Origin of the sequence: Streptomyces sp. Act143 (genome assembly GCF_003143935.1) — a bacterium.
In the GTDB taxonomy this organism is placed as follows: domain Bacteria; phylum Actinomycetota; class Actinomycetes; order Streptomycetales; family Streptomycetaceae; genus Streptomyces.
This window is the reverse complement of sequence record NZ_QFRX01000001.1, coordinates 8,225,341-8,239,541: the sequence shown is the minus strand read 5'-3', so window position 1 is coordinate 8,239,541 and position 14,201 is coordinate 8,225,341. Positions and strand designations below refer to the sequence as shown.

16 protein-coding genes are annotated in these 14,201 nt (G+C 72.6%); 8 read left to right on the top strand and 8 right to left on the bottom strand.

Annotated features, from left to right (window positions below; all coding sequences use genetic code 11):
- Nucleotides 1-76 precede the first annotated feature (76 nt).
- On the bottom strand, nt 77-874 hold the full coding sequence (locus DI272_RS37645) for an acetoacetate decarboxylase family protein (RefSeq protein ID WP_109499655.1): 798 nt from the start codon (nt 872-874) through the stop codon (nt 77-79).
- A 100-nt stretch (nt 875-974) separates the two neighbouring features.
- On the opposite strand from DI272_RS37645, the gene DI272_RS37640 reads away from it, so the two are divergent.
- The 7 genes from DI272_RS37640 to DI272_RS37610 all read left to right on the top strand — a co-directional run bounded on the left by DI272_RS37640 (nt 975) and on the right by DI272_RS37610 (nt 9,541).
- On the top strand, nt 975-1,589 hold the full coding sequence (locus tag DI272_RS37640; RefSeq protein WP_109499654.1) for a TetR/AcrR family transcriptional regulator: 615 nt from the start codon (nt 975-977) through the stop codon (nt 1,587-1,589).
- A 157-nt stretch (nt 1,590-1,746) separates the two neighbouring features.
- Nucleotides 1,747-4,461, top strand: coding sequence for an MXAN_6230/SCO0854 family RING domain-containing protein (locus DI272_RS37635; RefSeq protein WP_109499653.1), 2,715 nt, complete (start codon nt 1,747-1,749; stop codon nt 4,459-4,461).
- A gap of 166 nt (nt 4,462-4,627) precedes the next feature.
- Nucleotides 4,628-5,614, top strand: coding sequence for a DEDDh family exonuclease (locus tag DI272_RS37630; RefSeq protein WP_109499652.1), 987 nt, complete (start codon nt 4,628-4,630; stop codon nt 5,612-5,614).
- Nucleotides 5,615-5,814: 200 nt separating this feature from the next.
- Nucleotides 5,815-6,048 (top strand): hypothetical protein, encoded by a 234-nt coding sequence (locus DI272_RS37625; protein WP_079083468.1) that lies wholly within the window; start codon nt 5,815-5,817, stop codon nt 6,046-6,048.
- A 68-nt stretch (nt 6,049-6,116) separates the two neighbouring features.
- Nucleotides 6,117-6,920, top strand: coding sequence for an SURF1 family protein (locus DI272_RS37620; RefSeq protein WP_109499651.1), 804 nt, complete (start codon nt 6,117-6,119; stop codon nt 6,918-6,920).
- Nucleotides 6,921-6,992: 72 nt separating this feature from the next.
- Nucleotides 6,993-8,780: a glycoside hydrolase family 15 protein gene (locus tag DI272_RS37615; protein WP_109499650.1), complete on the top strand. Its 1,788-nt coding sequence runs from the start codon at nt 6,993-6,995 to the stop codon at nt 8,778-8,780.
- A gap of 5 nt (nt 8,781-8,785) precedes the next feature.
- Nucleotides 8,786-9,541: an SDR family oxidoreductase gene (locus DI272_RS37610; protein WP_109499649.1), complete on the top strand. Its 756-nt coding sequence runs from the start codon at nt 8,786-8,788 to the stop codon at nt 9,539-9,541.
- Nucleotides 9,542-9,670: 129 nt separating this feature from the next.
- Here DI272_RS37610 and amaP read toward each other — a convergent pair whose 3' ends face one another.
- The 5 genes from amaP to DI272_RS37585 are packed head-to-tail and all read right to left on the bottom strand — an operon-like array spanning nt 9,671 to nt 12,044.
- On the bottom strand, nt 9,671-10,258 hold the full coding sequence (amaP, locus tag DI272_RS37605; protein WP_109499648.1) for an alkaline shock response membrane anchor protein AmaP: 588 nt from the start codon (nt 10,256-10,258) through the stop codon (nt 9,671-9,673).
- A complete protein-coding gene (locus tag DI272_RS37600; RefSeq protein WP_109499647.1) occupies nt 10,255-10,947 on the bottom strand; it encodes a DUF6286 domain-containing protein in 693 nt (230 codons plus the stop codon). Before DI272_RS37600 ends, amaP begins: the two co-directional genes overlap by 4 nt.
- Nucleotides 10,944-11,318 carry an Asp23/Gls24 family envelope stress response protein gene (locus tag DI272_RS37595; RefSeq protein WP_109499646.1) on the bottom strand — a complete coding sequence of 125 codons (375 nt, stop codon included), beginning with the start codon at nt 11,316-11,318 and terminating at the stop codon, nt 10,944-10,946. The genes DI272_RS37600 and DI272_RS37595 overlap by 4 nt, the downstream gene beginning before the upstream one ends.
- A 5-nt stretch (nt 11,319-11,323) precedes the next feature.
- Entirely contained in the window at nt 11,324-11,524 is a 201-nt protein-coding gene (locus DI272_RS37590; RefSeq protein ID WP_109499645.1) for a hypothetical protein, read from the bottom strand.
- 52 nt (nt 11,525-11,576) lie between these two features.
- A complete protein-coding gene (locus DI272_RS37585) occupies nt 11,577-12,044 on the bottom strand; it encodes an Asp23/Gls24 family envelope stress response protein (protein ID WP_109499644.1) in 468 nt (155 codons plus the stop codon).
- An 87-nt stretch (nt 12,045-12,131) separates the two neighbouring features.
- On the opposite strand from DI272_RS37585, the gene DI272_RS37580 reads away from it, so the two are divergent.
- Nucleotides 12,132-12,812 carry a nucleopolyhedrovirus P10 family protein gene (locus DI272_RS37580; RefSeq protein ID WP_109499643.1) on the top strand — a complete coding sequence of 227 codons (681 nt, stop codon included), beginning with the start codon at nt 12,132-12,134 and terminating at the stop codon, nt 12,810-12,812.
- A 13-nt stretch (nt 12,813-12,825) separates the two neighbouring features.
- Here DI272_RS37580 and DI272_RS37575 read toward each other — a convergent pair whose 3' ends face one another.
- Together DI272_RS37575 and DI272_RS37570 are read right to left on the bottom strand one after the other, a co-directional pair.
- Complete coding sequence (locus DI272_RS37575) at nt 12,826-13,620, bottom strand: enoyl-CoA hydratase/isomerase family protein (protein ID WP_109499642.1); 795 nt, start codon at nt 13,618-13,620, stop codon at nt 12,826-12,828.
- A gap of 128 nt (nt 13,621-13,748) precedes the next feature.
- A complete protein-coding gene (locus DI272_RS37570) occupies nt 13,749-13,970 on the bottom strand; it encodes a helix-turn-helix domain-containing protein (protein ID WP_004002281.1) in 222 nt (73 codons plus the stop codon).
- Between the last annotated feature and the right edge of the window lie 231 nt (nt 13,971-14,201).

Genomic DNA, 14,201 nt, shown 5'->3' with positions numbered 1-14,201 from the left:
GGCATCGATCGAGACGAGGCCGCTTCCGGCCGGGGGGCCGGGGGTTGACCGGGTTGTCCACCGGGTGGACACGGCATCAGGCGCTCCCCTCGGGCGGCGCGTCCAGGACCTGGGCCGGGTCGTCGTAGCGCTGGTGGACGTACGGCAGCAGCGTCCGCGCGTCCACCCGTTCGACGACCTCGCCGCGCTGGTCGCTGGTCTTCTCGCCGATGGTGATCTCCACCAGCCGGCGCACCGGCAGGTCGGCCACCGGGTCGTACATCGACTCGCGCAGCACGACGTCGCCGGTGATCCGCTCCAGGCGGCGCACCTTCTCGTGGCGCAGGCAGTGCACGAGGACCGGGTCGGCGTCGAAGCCCGAACCGTCCACCGCGGGCAGGAACTTGAAGTAGAAGTCGGTCTTCTGCACGGGATCGGGAAGCGGCAGTTCCCCGGAGACCGCGCCGCGCACCTCCACGAAGGCGATGCCGTGCCGGGCGAGGAAGGCGCGGACGACCGGGCCCGCGCGCTCCACGACGACCTCGCCGAGCTTCTTGGGCTCGCCGAACACCTCACGGCCGCCGATCAGGGCCCGTTCATGGGTCATCGGCATGACCAGGGGGTACCAGCCGTCGACGTCCCCGTGGGCCGCCGCGACCGCGAACGAGCCCGCGCCGAGCGGGTATCCCGGCAGGTCGACCTTGCTGATGGTGACCCGGGCCAGCGGCCTGGCCGTGGGCTTCAGGGGCGGCGGCAGGACCGCCGCGACCGCGTCCGGGTCGGTCTCCCAGACGGCCACCACCCCGGTGGACCAGATGTCGGGAAGCCGAGCGCTCGCGGTGCGCGCGGCGGCGATCTCCGCCTCGGTCCGCGCGCCGTACCGTACGCGTGCCATGCCGTACCGCCCTTCTTCTGATGGGCCGTCATCTGTAACAGAGTTACAGCAGACCTTCTGCGGGGTAAATACGCGTGCACGAAACGGACTTGGGGGCACCATGGCGAGAGCGTCGCTCACCAGGGACGAAGTCCTGGACACGGCCGCCGCCCTGGTGAAGCAGCACGGCCCCGAGGCGCTGACGATGCGCAAGCTCGCCGCCGAGCTGGGCACCGCCGTCACCTCGATCTACTGGCACGTCGGCAACCGCGAGTCCCTGCTGGACGCGCTCGTACGGCGGACCGTGGCCGAGCTGGGCGAGATCCGGCCCGTGGGGCGCACCCCGGCGGAACGGGTCGTGTCGGTGGCCCGCATCCTGCGCCGACGGCTGCGCGAACATCCGCACCTCGTCGCGATGGTCCACGAACGCGGCCTGACCGAGCGGATGTTCCTGCCGGCGCAGCAGGCGCTGGTGCGCGAGGTGCACGCGGCCGGACTGCGGGGCGCCCGCGCGGCGGAGGCGGTGCGGGCCGTGCAGTTCCAGGTCGTGGGCTTCGTGCTCGTGGAGCGCAACCGTGAGCGGGCGCCCGCGCAACAGCCCACGCAGGACCGCTACGACGACCCCGCACTCGCCCGCGCCTTCGCCCGTCCCGTGGACGAGGAGCGGCTGTTCGTGACGTCCGTGCGGGCCCTCGTGCAATCGCTCCTGGACAGCAGAGGAACAGCGCGAAAATAAATGAGTGGCGCCCGCGAACAGCGCCCTCCTACAGTCGTGATCGCGGGGACGGCTCCGCCGCGTGCTTCCTTCTCTCTTTCCTATGACATCGACAGCGCGCCCACTCTCCGTCCCCGCCTCCGAGACTTCTCTCCACCTTCCCCCAGGGGGCTTCCGCTTGTCCGTACTGTCGTCCGTGCTGCTCCGCCGCCTTCGTACCGTCTACGTCGACCAGGCCGGGCCGCGCCCGGGCGACCCGTCGACGGCGCCAGGGCTTGTCGCGCTCGAAGCCGAGCTGCTGGACCGGGGATTCGCGCCGACGGCGGAACTGCACGCGGCGCTCGCCTGGCTGGGGCCCGCCGGGCTCGCGGACGCGGGTAAGCAGGTGATCCGGCACATCGACGCCGAACTGGGCGCGGACCGCACCCACATGCCGCTGTTCCGCAGCTTCCCGGCCTCGGTGCCCGAGGACACCTTCCAGCTGTTCGTCGACCGGGTCTTCACACTGATCCTGCAGTGGCCGAAGCAGCCGTGCGTGCTGTGCGGCACGGTCGGCAGCGTGCACCCGGTGTCGCCCTGCGCGCATCTGGTGTGCCGCGCGTGCTGGGACGGCGCGGACTACGCGGGCTGCCCGCTCTGCCACCGCCGGATCGACCGCACCGACCCCTTCCTGAAGCCCGCGCCGCCGCGTCACGCGCGTGAAGTGGCCGTCGGCCCGCTGAAGGTGCTCGCGCTCGGCAAGGACGCCCGGACGGACGCCGTGCGGGCGCTGCTGCGGCTGCTGGCCCGGCGGACGCCGCTGCCGCCGCAGGACCGGGACGACGTGAAGATCCTGCTGGCGCACGCGCCGAGGGACCTGGGCTGGTTCCCGGAGGACATCCCGGTGCGCCAGACCAAGGCACTGGCCCTCGGCATGCTGCTGCTCGACCGGCACACGCGCGTGGCGGCCGCCGAGCTGCTCGCCGCCCGGCTGACGACCGCGACGGACGTGCTGCGGCTGTTGTGCGTGTGGTCCGGCGGCGCGGCCGACCTGCTGGAGCCGCCCCGCATTCGGTCGCTCCCGCGTGCGCTCCGCCGCCGGCTGCTCGGCGTCCTCGACGGGCTGGCGATGCCGTCGCTGATCGAGGACGTGCTCCGGCACCCCACCGCCTGGAAGCGCGCCGCCGAGATCCTGCACCCCTACGAGCAGCACGCGCGCCATCCGAAGGCCGCGCTCGCCTTCGCGGTCCTGCGCGGCACCGACGTCTCCGAGGGCGCCCTCGGCGCGGCGCTGCTGCGGACGGCCGCGGAGCATCCGGACGCGGTGCGGGTGACCCACCAGGACGGGGTGCGGACGGCCGCGGACCATCCCGACAAGGTACGGACGGCCGCGGACCATCCCGACGAGGTACGGACGGCCGCGGACCATCCCGACGAGGTGCGGACGGCCGGAACCCGCGTCAAGCCGGCCACCTGGGCGGCACGCGTCGAACAGGCGCTGCAGGAAGCGGACTTCGAGGCCGCCCTCGACCTGCTCGCCCAACGCCCCGGCGAGCTGCTGCGCCGCCTCGACCACCTGCTGCGGCTGCGCGAACTCGACGTGCTGCCGGACGGGTTCGGTGACGTGCTGCGCCGGGTCCTGCCCGAGGCGGGCCCGGGACCGCTGCTCGCCGCGCTCGGGCGGATGCGCACCCGTCATCTCCCCGGCGGGCGGCGGGTGTTCTTCCCGCGCGGCCAGGTGACGCGCTCGTTCACGATCGACGACACGCGCGTGCCGCTGTCGCCGAAGGTGACGGGCGAGGTGTGCGCGCTGCTGGAGGCCGAGGCGCTGCGGCGGCTCGGCGAGCACGACGGGCCCCGTCTCGACCTGTCCGTGCTCGACTCGGCGCTCACCGGACTCGCGGTGCCCGCCGCCGAGACCGCCGCCGGCAAGGCCCTCGTCACGGTCCCGCGGGGCAGCACGCAGCCGCTGCCCGAGGGTGAGGTGCTGCGGCTGTTCCTGCACTGGACGGAGCCCGCCAAGAAGCGCGTGGACCTCGACCTGTCGGTGGCCCTGTACGACGCCGAGTGGAACTTCGCGGGGCTGTGCGACTACACGAACCTCGTCCACGAGGGCCGTTCGGCCGTCCACTCCGGCGACCTGGTGTCGGCGCCCGCGCCGGACGGGGCCACCGAGTACGTGGACCTCGATCTCGCGGGGCTCGCGGAACGCGGCGTGCGTTACGCCCTGCCGGTCGTCTTCAGCTTCAACGACATCGCGTTCGACGAGCTTCTGGACGCCTTCGCCGGGTTCATGGCGCTGCCGTCCGCGGCCGAGGAGGACCGGAACGCGTCGTACGACCCGCGTACGGTCCGTCAGCGTTACGACCTGGTGGGCGACTCGCGCATCCATGTCCCGATGCTGGTCGACCTGGACCGCCGCACGTTCCTGTGGACCGACCTCCACCTCCCGGCCGACGAGGGCTTCCACAGCCTGTACCGGCACGGCGCCGACCTCGGCCGGGTCGCGCAGGACCTGCACCAGTACTTCGCGTCGGGCCGTACGACCCTGTGGGACCTCGCGGTGTGGCGGGCGACCGCGCGAGGCGACGAGGTCGCGGTGATACGGCGCGCACCGCATCCGCGCGCCGTGGACGAGCTGTGGCACTACCGGCGGCACGAAGCGGAGCCGGACACCGCGTTCGCCGCGCGGGTGCGCGGCCTCGAACCGCCCGAGGCGCGGCACCCCTCCGAGACGGCCGACGCCCTCGCGGGTGAAGCGGCGTCGCACCGCAACGTCTTCCTCGCGCTCGTGCACGGGGGCGTGGCACCGGCGGGGGCGTCCGGGGCGGCGTACCGGCTGCTGCCGGGGCCGGTCGACGGCTGCGGGCTGGAGGCGCTGACGGCGGGGGACTTGGTGGCCGCGCTGGGCTGAGAGCGCGCGCCGGGAACTGGGGCCGCGCTGGGTTGAGGGCGTGTCGCCGGGAACTGAGGCTGCATGGGGCTGAGGGTGTGTCGCCGGGAACTGAGGCCGCGTCATGTCCTCCGCTTCCGCCGGGTGGGCGCGGGACTGTCAGTGGGGGCCCGTATCCTCAGGGACCATGCTCGAAGACCGTACCGCCGAGGCGTCCTCCCCCACCGAGTGGCCGGCCGCGTATCCGAAGGGATACGCGGTCGTTGACGTGGAGACCACCGGACTGGCCCGCGACGACCGGATAATCTCCGCGGCCGTCTACCGCCTGGACGCGCGCGGCGAGGTCGAGGACCACTGGTACACGCTGGTCAACCCGGAGCGCGACCCGGGCCCGGTGTGGATCCACGGTCTGACGAGCGACGTGCTGGAGGGCGCGCCCCTGTTCCAGGACATCGCCGAGGAGTTCTCGGCGCGGCTGGAGGGCCGGGTGCTCGTGGCGCACAACGCGGTCTTCGACTGGCAGATGATCGCCCGGGAGTACGCGCGCGCGGAGCGCGAGGCACCGGTGCGGCAGCGGCTGTGCACCATCGCGCTGTCCAAGGAGCTCGCCCTGCCGCTGCCCAACCACAAGCTGGAGTCGCTGGCCGCGCACTTCGGCGTCGTCCAGCAGCGCGCGCACCACGCGCTGGACGACGCGCGGGTGCTGGCGGAGGCGTTCCGGCCGAGCCTGCGGGCGGCCGCCTCGCAGAGCATCCGGCTGCCGCTGCACGAGTGCCGGCCGCTGACGGAGTGGACGGACCGGGCCGCCGTACCCCGGCAGCAGTCCTCGTACGGCAGCTACCGGCCGACCAGTTGGCGCCCCGCCCGCAAAAGGCCCGCATGCCCCTATCCCAACCCGGGCCGGTACGAAGAGGGCAAACCGCTCAAGCAGGGCATGCGGGTGGCCTTCTCCGGGGACACCTCGACCGAGCGGGACCTCCTGGAGGACCGGGCCGTCGAGGCGGGCCTCCATGTGGCCACCAGCATCTCCCGGCTGACCAGCCTCCTCGTCACCAACGATCCCGACTCGGGCACGTCGAAGGTGGTCAAGGCCCGGCAGTACGGCACCCCGGTCGTCGACGAGGCGGCGTTCGGACAGCTGCTGGGCAACGTGGCACCGGCGTCGGAGGGATGACGGTACGGCCGCACGAGACCGCCTCCGGAAGGCTGACCGTCCCCGCCGACCTGGGCGAGGCTCTCCGGCGGGACGCCTGCGCCGCCCACCGTACGACCGCGCGTGACCGGCGTCGGGGCGACCGTACGGACGGGTGATTGCGCCGCGACTCGCCCGGCGCCCGCTCGCCCGCGCCCGGCCGACGGCTCACCCTGTGGCGCATGGCGACTTGCGAAGTATGCGGAAACAACTACGGCATGACCTTCGAGGTGCACGCCCAGGGAGCGGTCCACGTCTTCGACTGCTTCTCCTGCGCGATCCACCGCATGGCCCCGATCTGCGAGCACTGCCGCGTCCAGATCATCGGCCAGGGCGTCGAGGTCGAGGGCCACTGGTTCTGCGGTGCGCACTGCGCCCGTGCGGAGGGGAAGGTGGGCATCGTCGACCGCGTCTGAGCACCGGTCGTCCGAATCCGGCAGACCCCTGTGCGAACACCCCGCGGCCCGAGTTGTACGGTCGTGGGGTGTACCGCTTCCTGTTGTCCCGGCAGTGGGTGATCCTCACGCTGGTCGCCCTCCTCCTCATCCCCACGATGATCAGGCTGGGCATCTGGCAGATGCACCGCTACGACGAGCGCACCGCCCGCAACCAGCTGGTCTCCGACGCGCTGGACGCGAAGCCGGTGCCCGTGGAGACGCTGACCTCCCCGGCGCACACCGTCACCAGCAAGGAGCGGTACCACTCGGTGACCGCGAAGGGTCACTTCGACACCGAGCACGAGGTCGTCGTCCGCCGCCGCACCAACTCCGACGACGAGGTCGGCTACCACGTCCTGACCCCCTTCGTCCTCGGCGACGGCAAGGTACTGCTGGTCAACCGGGGCTGGATTCCCGCCGACGGTCCGAGCCAGACCGCCTTCCCCGAGGTCCCCGCTCCCCCGCGGGGCGAGCTCACCGTCACCGGGCGGCTGATGCCCGACGAGACGACCGAGGCGAGCGGCATCAAGGACCTCAAGGGCCTGCCCGACCGCCAGATCATGCTGATCAACAGCGCGCGGGAGGCGAAGCGGCTCGGCGCCCAGGTCCTCGGCGGCTACATCGTCCAGACCGCCCCCGAGTCCAAGGGTGACCGCCCGGAGCTGCTGGGCAGCAAGCCCGGCATGGAGAACGCCGCGCTGAACTACGCGTACGCCTTCCAGTGGTGGCTGTTCGCCGCGGCCGTGCCGGTCGGCTGGGTCGTCCTGGTGCGGCGTGAGACGCGGGACCGCCGGGAGAAGGCCGAGCAGGAGTCGGGCGCCGAGTCGGAGACGGAACGGGCCGCGGTCTGAACCCGCCGGCGCGCGTCACCCGCCCGGCTCCACCCCGGATTGCCCTGCCGCCCCTCCGGGAACCCGCATCCCGTGCACCCCCGTATCGAGGATTACGCCCTCATCGGCGACGAACAGACCGCGGCCCTGGTCGGCAAGGACGGCAGCGTCGACTGGCTGTGCCTGCCCCGCTTCGACTCGTCCGCCTGCTTCGCCAGACTGCTCGGCGACGAGAGCAACGGCCACTGGCGCATCGCACCGCGGGACGCCACCGGCAACTGCACCCGCCGCGCCTACCGTCCCGGCACCCTCGTCCTGGACACGGACTGGGAGACCGGCACCGGTGCGGTACGGGTCACCGACCTGATGCCCCAGCGCGACCGCGCCCCCGACCTCGTACGCGTCGTCGAAGGACTGAGCGGCGAGGTCACCGTGCGCAGCACGCTCCGGCTGCGCTTCGACTACGGCTCGATCATGCCGTGGGTGCGCAGGACCGACGGGCACCGGGTCGCCGTCGCCGGACCGGACTCGGTGTGGCTGCGCAGCGAACCCGAGGTGCGGACCTGGGGCGAGGACTTCTGCACGTACTCGGAGTTCACCGTCAAGAAGGGCGAGACGGTCGCGTTCGTGCTGACCTGGCACCCCTCGCACGAGCCGCGCCCGCCGCAGACCGACCCCCTCGACGCCCTGCGCACGAGCGTCGAGGACTGGCAGGCGTGGTCGGCCGGCTGCCGCTACGACGGCCCGTACAAGGAGGCCGTCCTGCGCTCCCTGATCACGCTCAAGGCCCTCACCTACGTCCCGACCGGCGGCATCGTCGCCGCGGCCACCACCTCGCTGCCGGAGGAGCTGGGCGGCGTACGCAACTGGGACTACCGGTACTGCTGGCTGCGCGACTCCACCCTCACCCTCGGCGCGCTGCTGTCGGCCGGCTTCCACCAGGAGGCGGAGGCCTGGCGCGACTGGCTGCTGCGGGCGGTCGCGGGCGACCCGGCGGACCTTCAGATCATGTACGGCCTCGCGGGCGAGCGACGACTGCCCGAGTTCGAGCTGCCGTGGCTCGCCGGCTACCGCGGCTCACAGCCGGTGCGGATCGGCAACGAGGCCGTGAACCAGCTCCAGCTGGACGTGTACGGCGAGGTCATGGACTCCCTCTCACTGGCGCGGCATGCGGGGCTGTCCACCAAGCCGCACATCTGGTCCCTCCAGTGCGCCCTGATGGAGTTCCTGCGCGAGGCGTGGCGGCAGCCCGACGAAGGGCTGTGGGAGGTGCGCGGCGGACGCCGTCAGTTCGTGCACTCCAAGGTGATGACGTGGGTGGCCGCCGACCGTGCGGTGCGGGCCGTGGAGGACAACCCCGAACTCGACGGCGACGTCGACGGCTGGCGGGCGATGCGCGACGAGGTGCACCGCGAGGTGTGCGAGAAGGGCTTCGACGCCGAGCGCAACACCTTCACCCAGTCCTACGGTTCGAAGGAGCTCGACGCCTCCCTGCTCCTCATCCCCCGCGTCGGTTTCCTGCCGCCCGACGATCCGCGCGTGATCGGCACCGTCGACGCGATCCGCGAGGAACTGGGCCACGGCGGCTTCCTGCGCCGGTACAGCACCGACGGCACGACGGTCGACGGACTGCCGGGCGACGAGGGCACGTTCCTGGTGTGCTCGTTCTGGCTGGCGGACGCCCTGCACATGACCGGCCGGACGAAGGAGGCGCGGGAGCTGTTCGAGCGCCTCGTGGGGCTGACGAACGACGTGGGGCTGCTGTCGGAGGAGTACGACCCGGTGCACGAGTGCCACCTCGGCAACTTCCCGCAGGCGTTCAGTCACATCGGACTGGTGAACACCGCCCTCGCCCTGTTCGGGGACGACGAGGCAGGATAGGGGCCATGGATCTTGGACTGAAGGACCGGGTGTACGTCGTCACCGGAGCCACCCGCGGCCTCGGCAACGCGTCCGCGCGTGAGCTGGTCGCCGACGGGGCGAAGGTGGTCGTGACCGGGCGGGACGAGAAGCGGGTCGCCGACGCGGCGGCCGAGCTGGGTCCGAACGCCGTCGGGGTGGCCGTCGACAACGGCGATCCGGAGGCCCCGGCACGGCTGATCGCCGCCGCGCGGGAGCACTTCGGCGGCTTCGACGGCATCCTCGTCAGCGTCGGCGGCCCCGCGCCGGGGTTCGTCGCGGACAACACGGACGAGCAGTGGAACACCGCGTTCGAGTCGGTGTTCCTGGGCGCGGTACGGCTCGCGCGCGCCGCCGCCGCGGAGCTGGAGGCCGGGGGTGTCATCGGGTTCGTGCTGTCGGGCTCGGTGCACGAGCCGATCCCGGGGCTGACGATCTCCAACGGGCTGCGGCCGGGGCTGGCCGGCTTCGCGAAGTCCCTCGCGGACGAGCTGGGGCCGCGCGGCATCCGGGTCGTGGGCCTGCTGCCGTCCCGTATCGACACGGACCGCGTGCGTGAGCTGGACGGGATGTCCGCCGACCCGGAGGCGACCCGGGCCGCGAACGAGGCGCGGATTCCGCTGCGGCGGTACGGGACGCCGGAGGAGTTCGGCCGTACGGCGGCGTTCCTGCTGTCGCCGGCCGCGTCCTACCTGACCGGGATCATGCTGCCGGTGGACGGCGGCATGCGGCACGGGTTCTGAGCCCGCAAGGGCTCTGACCTGAAAGGCTCGACCTCAAAGGCTCTGACCGCAATGGCTCTGGCCTCAAGGGCTCGACCTCAAAGGCTCTGACCGCAATGGCTCTGGCCTCATGGGTTCGGCCTCAGAGGCTCAACTCACCCGCTCCGCCCGGTGCTTGACCGCCGTCATCCGCACCTCCGCCGGAAGCGCCGCCAACGCCGCCGAGTCGCGCGCGTGGGTCAGCGCCTCCGTCGTCAGGTGGCTCAGCGCCGTCCCGGGGTCCACGTGCGGTTCCAGCTGGAGCCGCACCCGGGTCTCGGGGGCGTCGCGCCGGCCGGTCAGACGCACCTGGGCGTGGGCGACACCGTCCAACTGCGAGGCCTCGTCGGCCAGTACGCCCTCCAGGGCCCGGCCGCGCAGCAACGCGCCCTCGCCGTCGCCGGTGTCCACCAGGACCTCCGTCAGGCGGTGGCGGCGCAGGTTCGCGGTCAGCCACCACAGGGCGAGCAGGACGAGAAGCGCGAGCGCGCCGAGGACCGTCGGCCACCACCAGCCCGCGTCCCGCCAGCGGGTGCGTTCGGCGGTGTCGAGCAGTACGTCGTGACGGCTGTCGTGGATCCACCAGGAGGGCGGGTCCGCGCCCAGCCCCACGGCCAGCACCGAACCGCCCACGACGACCAGCACCAGCCCGATCAGCCCCAGCAGCACCCGGTTGACGACCCTGAGCACAGCCCTCACCCCTTCTTCCCCGGCCGCCGCACATGCAGCGACAACGCGGGCGGCCGGGCCAGGCCCAGTCCCCGGATCGCGTCGGTGAGCGTGGCCTCCAGGTCGGCGTGTACGTCGTCCAGTTCACGGAAGTGCGAGATCGCGCCGACGTCGGCCTTGGTGCGGCTCAGCCGGACCCGGACCGACTGCACCCCGGCGACCTCGACGGCCCGGTCGCGCAGAACCAGCGCGGCGGCCTCACGGTGCAGTCCGGCCCGTACATCGGCGTGGGTGCGCCGCATGGGCAGGACACCGCGCAGGCCCGGGGTGGCGGCGAGGACGATCAACCAGAGGCCGAGGGCCGCGGCGACGCCGGCGCCGACGAGGACCCAGGTGTCGTCCAGGGGGCGTTCGGCGAGCTGCGCGGCCAGTTCGCGGCGCCAGCGCATGGCCGGCTGATCGGCGCGCACGGCCGCGATGTCGTAGAGGAAGAACCCGGCGACGGCGAGGAGCAGCAGCGCGACGACGAGGGCGGGGACGCGCCGGTGCGACCAGAAGCGGCCGTTGCCGCCCTCGCCCTGAAGGACCGGTGTGCCCTCACCTTCGAGGCCCGGTGTGCTTTCACCTTCGAGGACCGGTGGTGCCTGCTCCGGCTCGGTCGCCTTCTCCAGGACCGGCAGTCGCTGGGTCGTGCCCTCGGAGCCCTGGGGCTCGCTCATCGCGTCCTCCCCTGTGCCGCGCCGTGCGCCGGGGTCAGATGCAGCCGCTCGACCTGGACCGCGACCTCCGACACCTCCATTCCCACCAACGCGCGTACCCGCTCGGCCACATGCCGACGCACGCGCGCGCAGCGGGCGCCGATGTCGGTGGGGTAGCCGAGTTCGACGTGGACGCGGACGCGGGCCGTGTCGTGGTGCACCACCACGGTGGCGTGCGGACGCGCGGCCTCGTCCGGGACCTCCCCGATCACCTCGCGCGCCGCCCGGGCGGCGATCTTCGCCACGACCCGGTCGGCGATCCGGGTTGCGCCGCGTTCGCCGGGCGGTACGACGGTCAGGGGTCTGCGCAGCTCACCGGCCTCGGCGGTCACCTACGTCACCGCCGGTCGCGGCGGTCGCGCCGGTCGTCGCGGGTGCGGAGGAAGTCGCCGATCTCCAGGTCCCCCTCCATGAAGCGGCCGACGACGAACCCGATCGCCCCCAGGGCCGCCACCAGCAGGAAGGCCCCGAACCCGCCGAAGTACCCGGCGAACCCCAGCGCCATACCGGCGATCATGCCGACCACAGCCATGCTCATGCCGCACTCCCCTCAGCCACCGGGAACCCTTGACCAGCCATCGGGAGACCCCTCACTGGATCCGGGGCTCCGGCTCGTCGTCCTCCTCCTCGGGCAGTTTCACGTCGCTCACCGCGATGTTGACCTCGACGACCTCGAGGCCGGTCATCCGCTCCACCGCGGCGATCACGTTCTCCCGCACGGCCCGTGCCACGTCGGAGATCGAGACGCCGTAGTCGACGACGATCTCCAGGTCGAGCGCGGTCTGCACCTCACCGACCTCGGCCTTGACGCCCCGGGTCACGGACTTCGACCCGCCCGGAACGCGGTCGCGGACGGCGCCGAAGGTGCGGGAGAGCCCGCTGCCCATGGCGTGCACGCCGAGGACGTCCCGGGCCGCGAGCCCGGCGATCTTCTCCACGACCCCGTCGGCAATGGTGGTCCGTCCCCGGGTCGCCGGGTCCCCGCCGCCGCGTTTGACGGACTTGCGCGGCTGCGCGGCGGTCTCCGCCTCAGGAGTCTGCGTCTGCTGCTCTGTCATCGCCGTACGTCCCTTTCGGTCGTCGTCCTTGAACCACCGTAAGTGGGGTTGCGTCCGCGCGCGCCGGGGATGCGGCAGGCTGGAGCAATGACCGACCGGTTGACACAGTCCGTACGGCATCGGCTGGGCCTCGGCAGGCTGCTGCCGCTGGGGAGTGCGCGCGACGGCGCGTGGATCGCGGAGGAGGCGGCCGAGGCGGTGCTGCGGCGCGCGGTACGGGAGTTGCGCGGCGTGCGCCTGGAGGCGCTGCGGATCGCGCTCGCCGATCCGGAGTCGGTGCACGAGCCCGTCGTACCGCCCCCGCCGAGCGCCCTGCCGCCGGGGCCGCTGCGGGTCTCGGCGGAGTTCGCGGCGACCGCGGACGAGCCGCTGCCGACGGCGGTGGCGCTCCTGCGGGCGGGCCTGGCGACCGCGGCCACGGAGCTGCTGGGTCTGGCGGTGGCGGAGGTCGATCTGACGGTGACGGCTCTGCTGGACGAGGAGCCGGAGGCCGCTGCGGTACGACAGCCCGAGCCGCCGTCGGTCGCGGCGACCGACGATCCCGCGGCGGCCGCCGCCCTCGCGGTGCCCGGCGTCGCGGGGCTGACCGCTGTGCTGGGGCAGGCGGTGCGGAGCGAGGCGGCCCTGCCGCGGCGCCACGTCCAGGTGGAGGTGGCGGTCGACGCGGACCACCGGGCACTGGAGGTGGCCCGGGCGGTCCGCGAGCAGGTGGGGAGGGTGCTGCCCGGTCACCCGACGGTGGCGGTCCTGGTCACCGCGGTCGGGTGACTGCCCGTGCGGCCTATTCGCCGATGCCGGCCAGGTCCCGCAGGCGGCGTGCCTGTGCGGCGCGCTCGGCGGCGCGCTGCTCGTCGTAGGTGCGGTCCTGGGCGCCGCGCAGCAGCGCCTTGGTCTCGATGACGGCGTCCCGCGGCGCGGCCAGCAGGGCGCCGGCGAGGTCGCGTACGGCGTCGTCGAGCTGGTCGCGGGGCACGGCGATGTTGGCCAGGCCGGTGTTCACGGCCTCCTCGGCCGTCACGAAGCGCCCGGTGGCGCAGATCTCCAGCGCCCGGGCGTAGCCGACGAGCGAGACGAGCGGATGCGTGCCCGTGAGGTCCGGGACCAGTCCGAGGCTGGTCTCGCGCATGGCGAACTGCACGTCGTCGGCGACGACGCGAAGGTCGCAGGCGAGCGCGAGCTGGAAGCCCGCGCCGATGGCATGCCCCTGGACGGCGGCGATGGACACGAGGTCGCTCCGCCGCCACCAGGTGAAGCCCTCCTGGAACTCCGCGATGGCAGCGTCGAGTTCGGCGTCACCACTGCGGGCGAGGTCGATGAACGACGGCTCGCCCTCGATCCCCTCCGGCGTGAACATCTGCCGGTCGAGCCCCGCGGAGAAGGACTTGCCCTCACCGCGCAGCACGACGACCCGGACGGAGCCCGGCACCAGCCGACCCGCCTCGGCCAGCGACCGCCACAGAGCGGGGCTCTGCGCGTTGAGCTTGGCCGGGTTGGTCAGCGTCACCGTGGCGAGGGTGTCCTCGACGGTGAGCCGAACGCCGTCCTTGTCGAGCAGGGGAACGAGTTCCTGGCCCATGGGGCGCCTCCGATGCGTGCGGTCATCCGCCGTGCCACACGGCACGACTAAGTGACTGCACAGTAACCACCCGGACGGTCAGACAACCGACCGGGTGGCCACCATCGAAGCCGAGGGGCCGCCCGGAATCAGGACGACGCGGCCTTCTTGCCCCGGGTCGCACCGCCACGCCCACGGAGCGTGACGCCCGACTCGCTGAGCATCCGGTGCACGAAGCCATACGAGCGGCCGGTTTCCTCGGCCAGCGCCCGGATGCTCGCACCGGAGTCGTACTTCTTCTTCAGGTCTGCCGCGAGCTTGTCGCGCGCGGCGCCGGTCACCCGGCTGCCCTTCTTCAGAGTCTCGGCCACCCGTGCCTCCTCATGGGAAGTGCGCTCTGGTCTTCTCATGATCACCCCTCTGGGGCTTCCTGGCCACCCATTCGGCAAGGTCCGTAAGACAAGGTTGTGACGACAGGAGCGCGTCCCCACATATGGAATCAGGCATTCCGCGACGGCATGTTCGTACCGCCGAACGGGTTCGTTCGGGAAGAGGCAGGTCAGAGACGTACGACGGCCGATCCCTTGTCGACAAAGGGATCG

Coding starts and splice junctions, on each gene's coding strand:
- DI272_RS37645 (WP_109499655.1), bottom strand. CDS start 874: ATGGCACGCGTACGGTACGGCGCGCGGACCGAGGCGGAGATCGCCGCC.
- DI272_RS37625 (WP_079083468.1), top strand. CDS start 5,815: ATGGCGACTTGCGAAGTATGCGGAAACAACTACGGCATGACCTTCGAG.
- DI272_RS37585 (WP_109499644.1), bottom strand. CDS start 12,044: ATGACAGAGCAGCAGACGCAGACTCCTGAGGCGGAGACCGCCGCGCAG.
- DI272_RS37575 (WP_109499642.1), bottom strand. CDS start 13,620: ATGGGCCAGGAACTCGTTCCCCTGCTCGACAAGGACGGCGTTCGGCTC.
- DI272_RS37590 (WP_109499645.1), bottom strand. CDS start 11,524: ATGAGCATGGCTGTGGTCGGCATGATCGCCGGTATGGCGCTGGGGTTC.
- DI272_RS37610 (WP_109499649.1), top strand. CDS start 8,786: ATGGATCTTGGACTGAAGGACCGGGTGTACGTCGTCACCGGAGCCACC.
- DI272_RS37580 (WP_109499643.1), top strand. CDS start 12,132: ATGACCGACCGGTTGACACAGTCCGTACGGCATCGGCTGGGCCTCGGC.
- DI272_RS37600 (WP_109499647.1), bottom strand. CDS start 10,947: ATGAGCGAGCCCCAGGGCTCCGAGGGCACGACCCAGCGACTGCCGGTC.
- DI272_RS37630 (WP_109499652.1), top strand. CDS start 4,628: ATGCTCGAAGACCGTACCGCCGAGGCGTCCTCCCCCACCGAGTGGCCG.
- DI272_RS37640 (WP_109499654.1), top strand. CDS start 975: ATGGCGAGAGCGTCGCTCACCAGGGACGAAGTCCTGGACACGGCCGCC.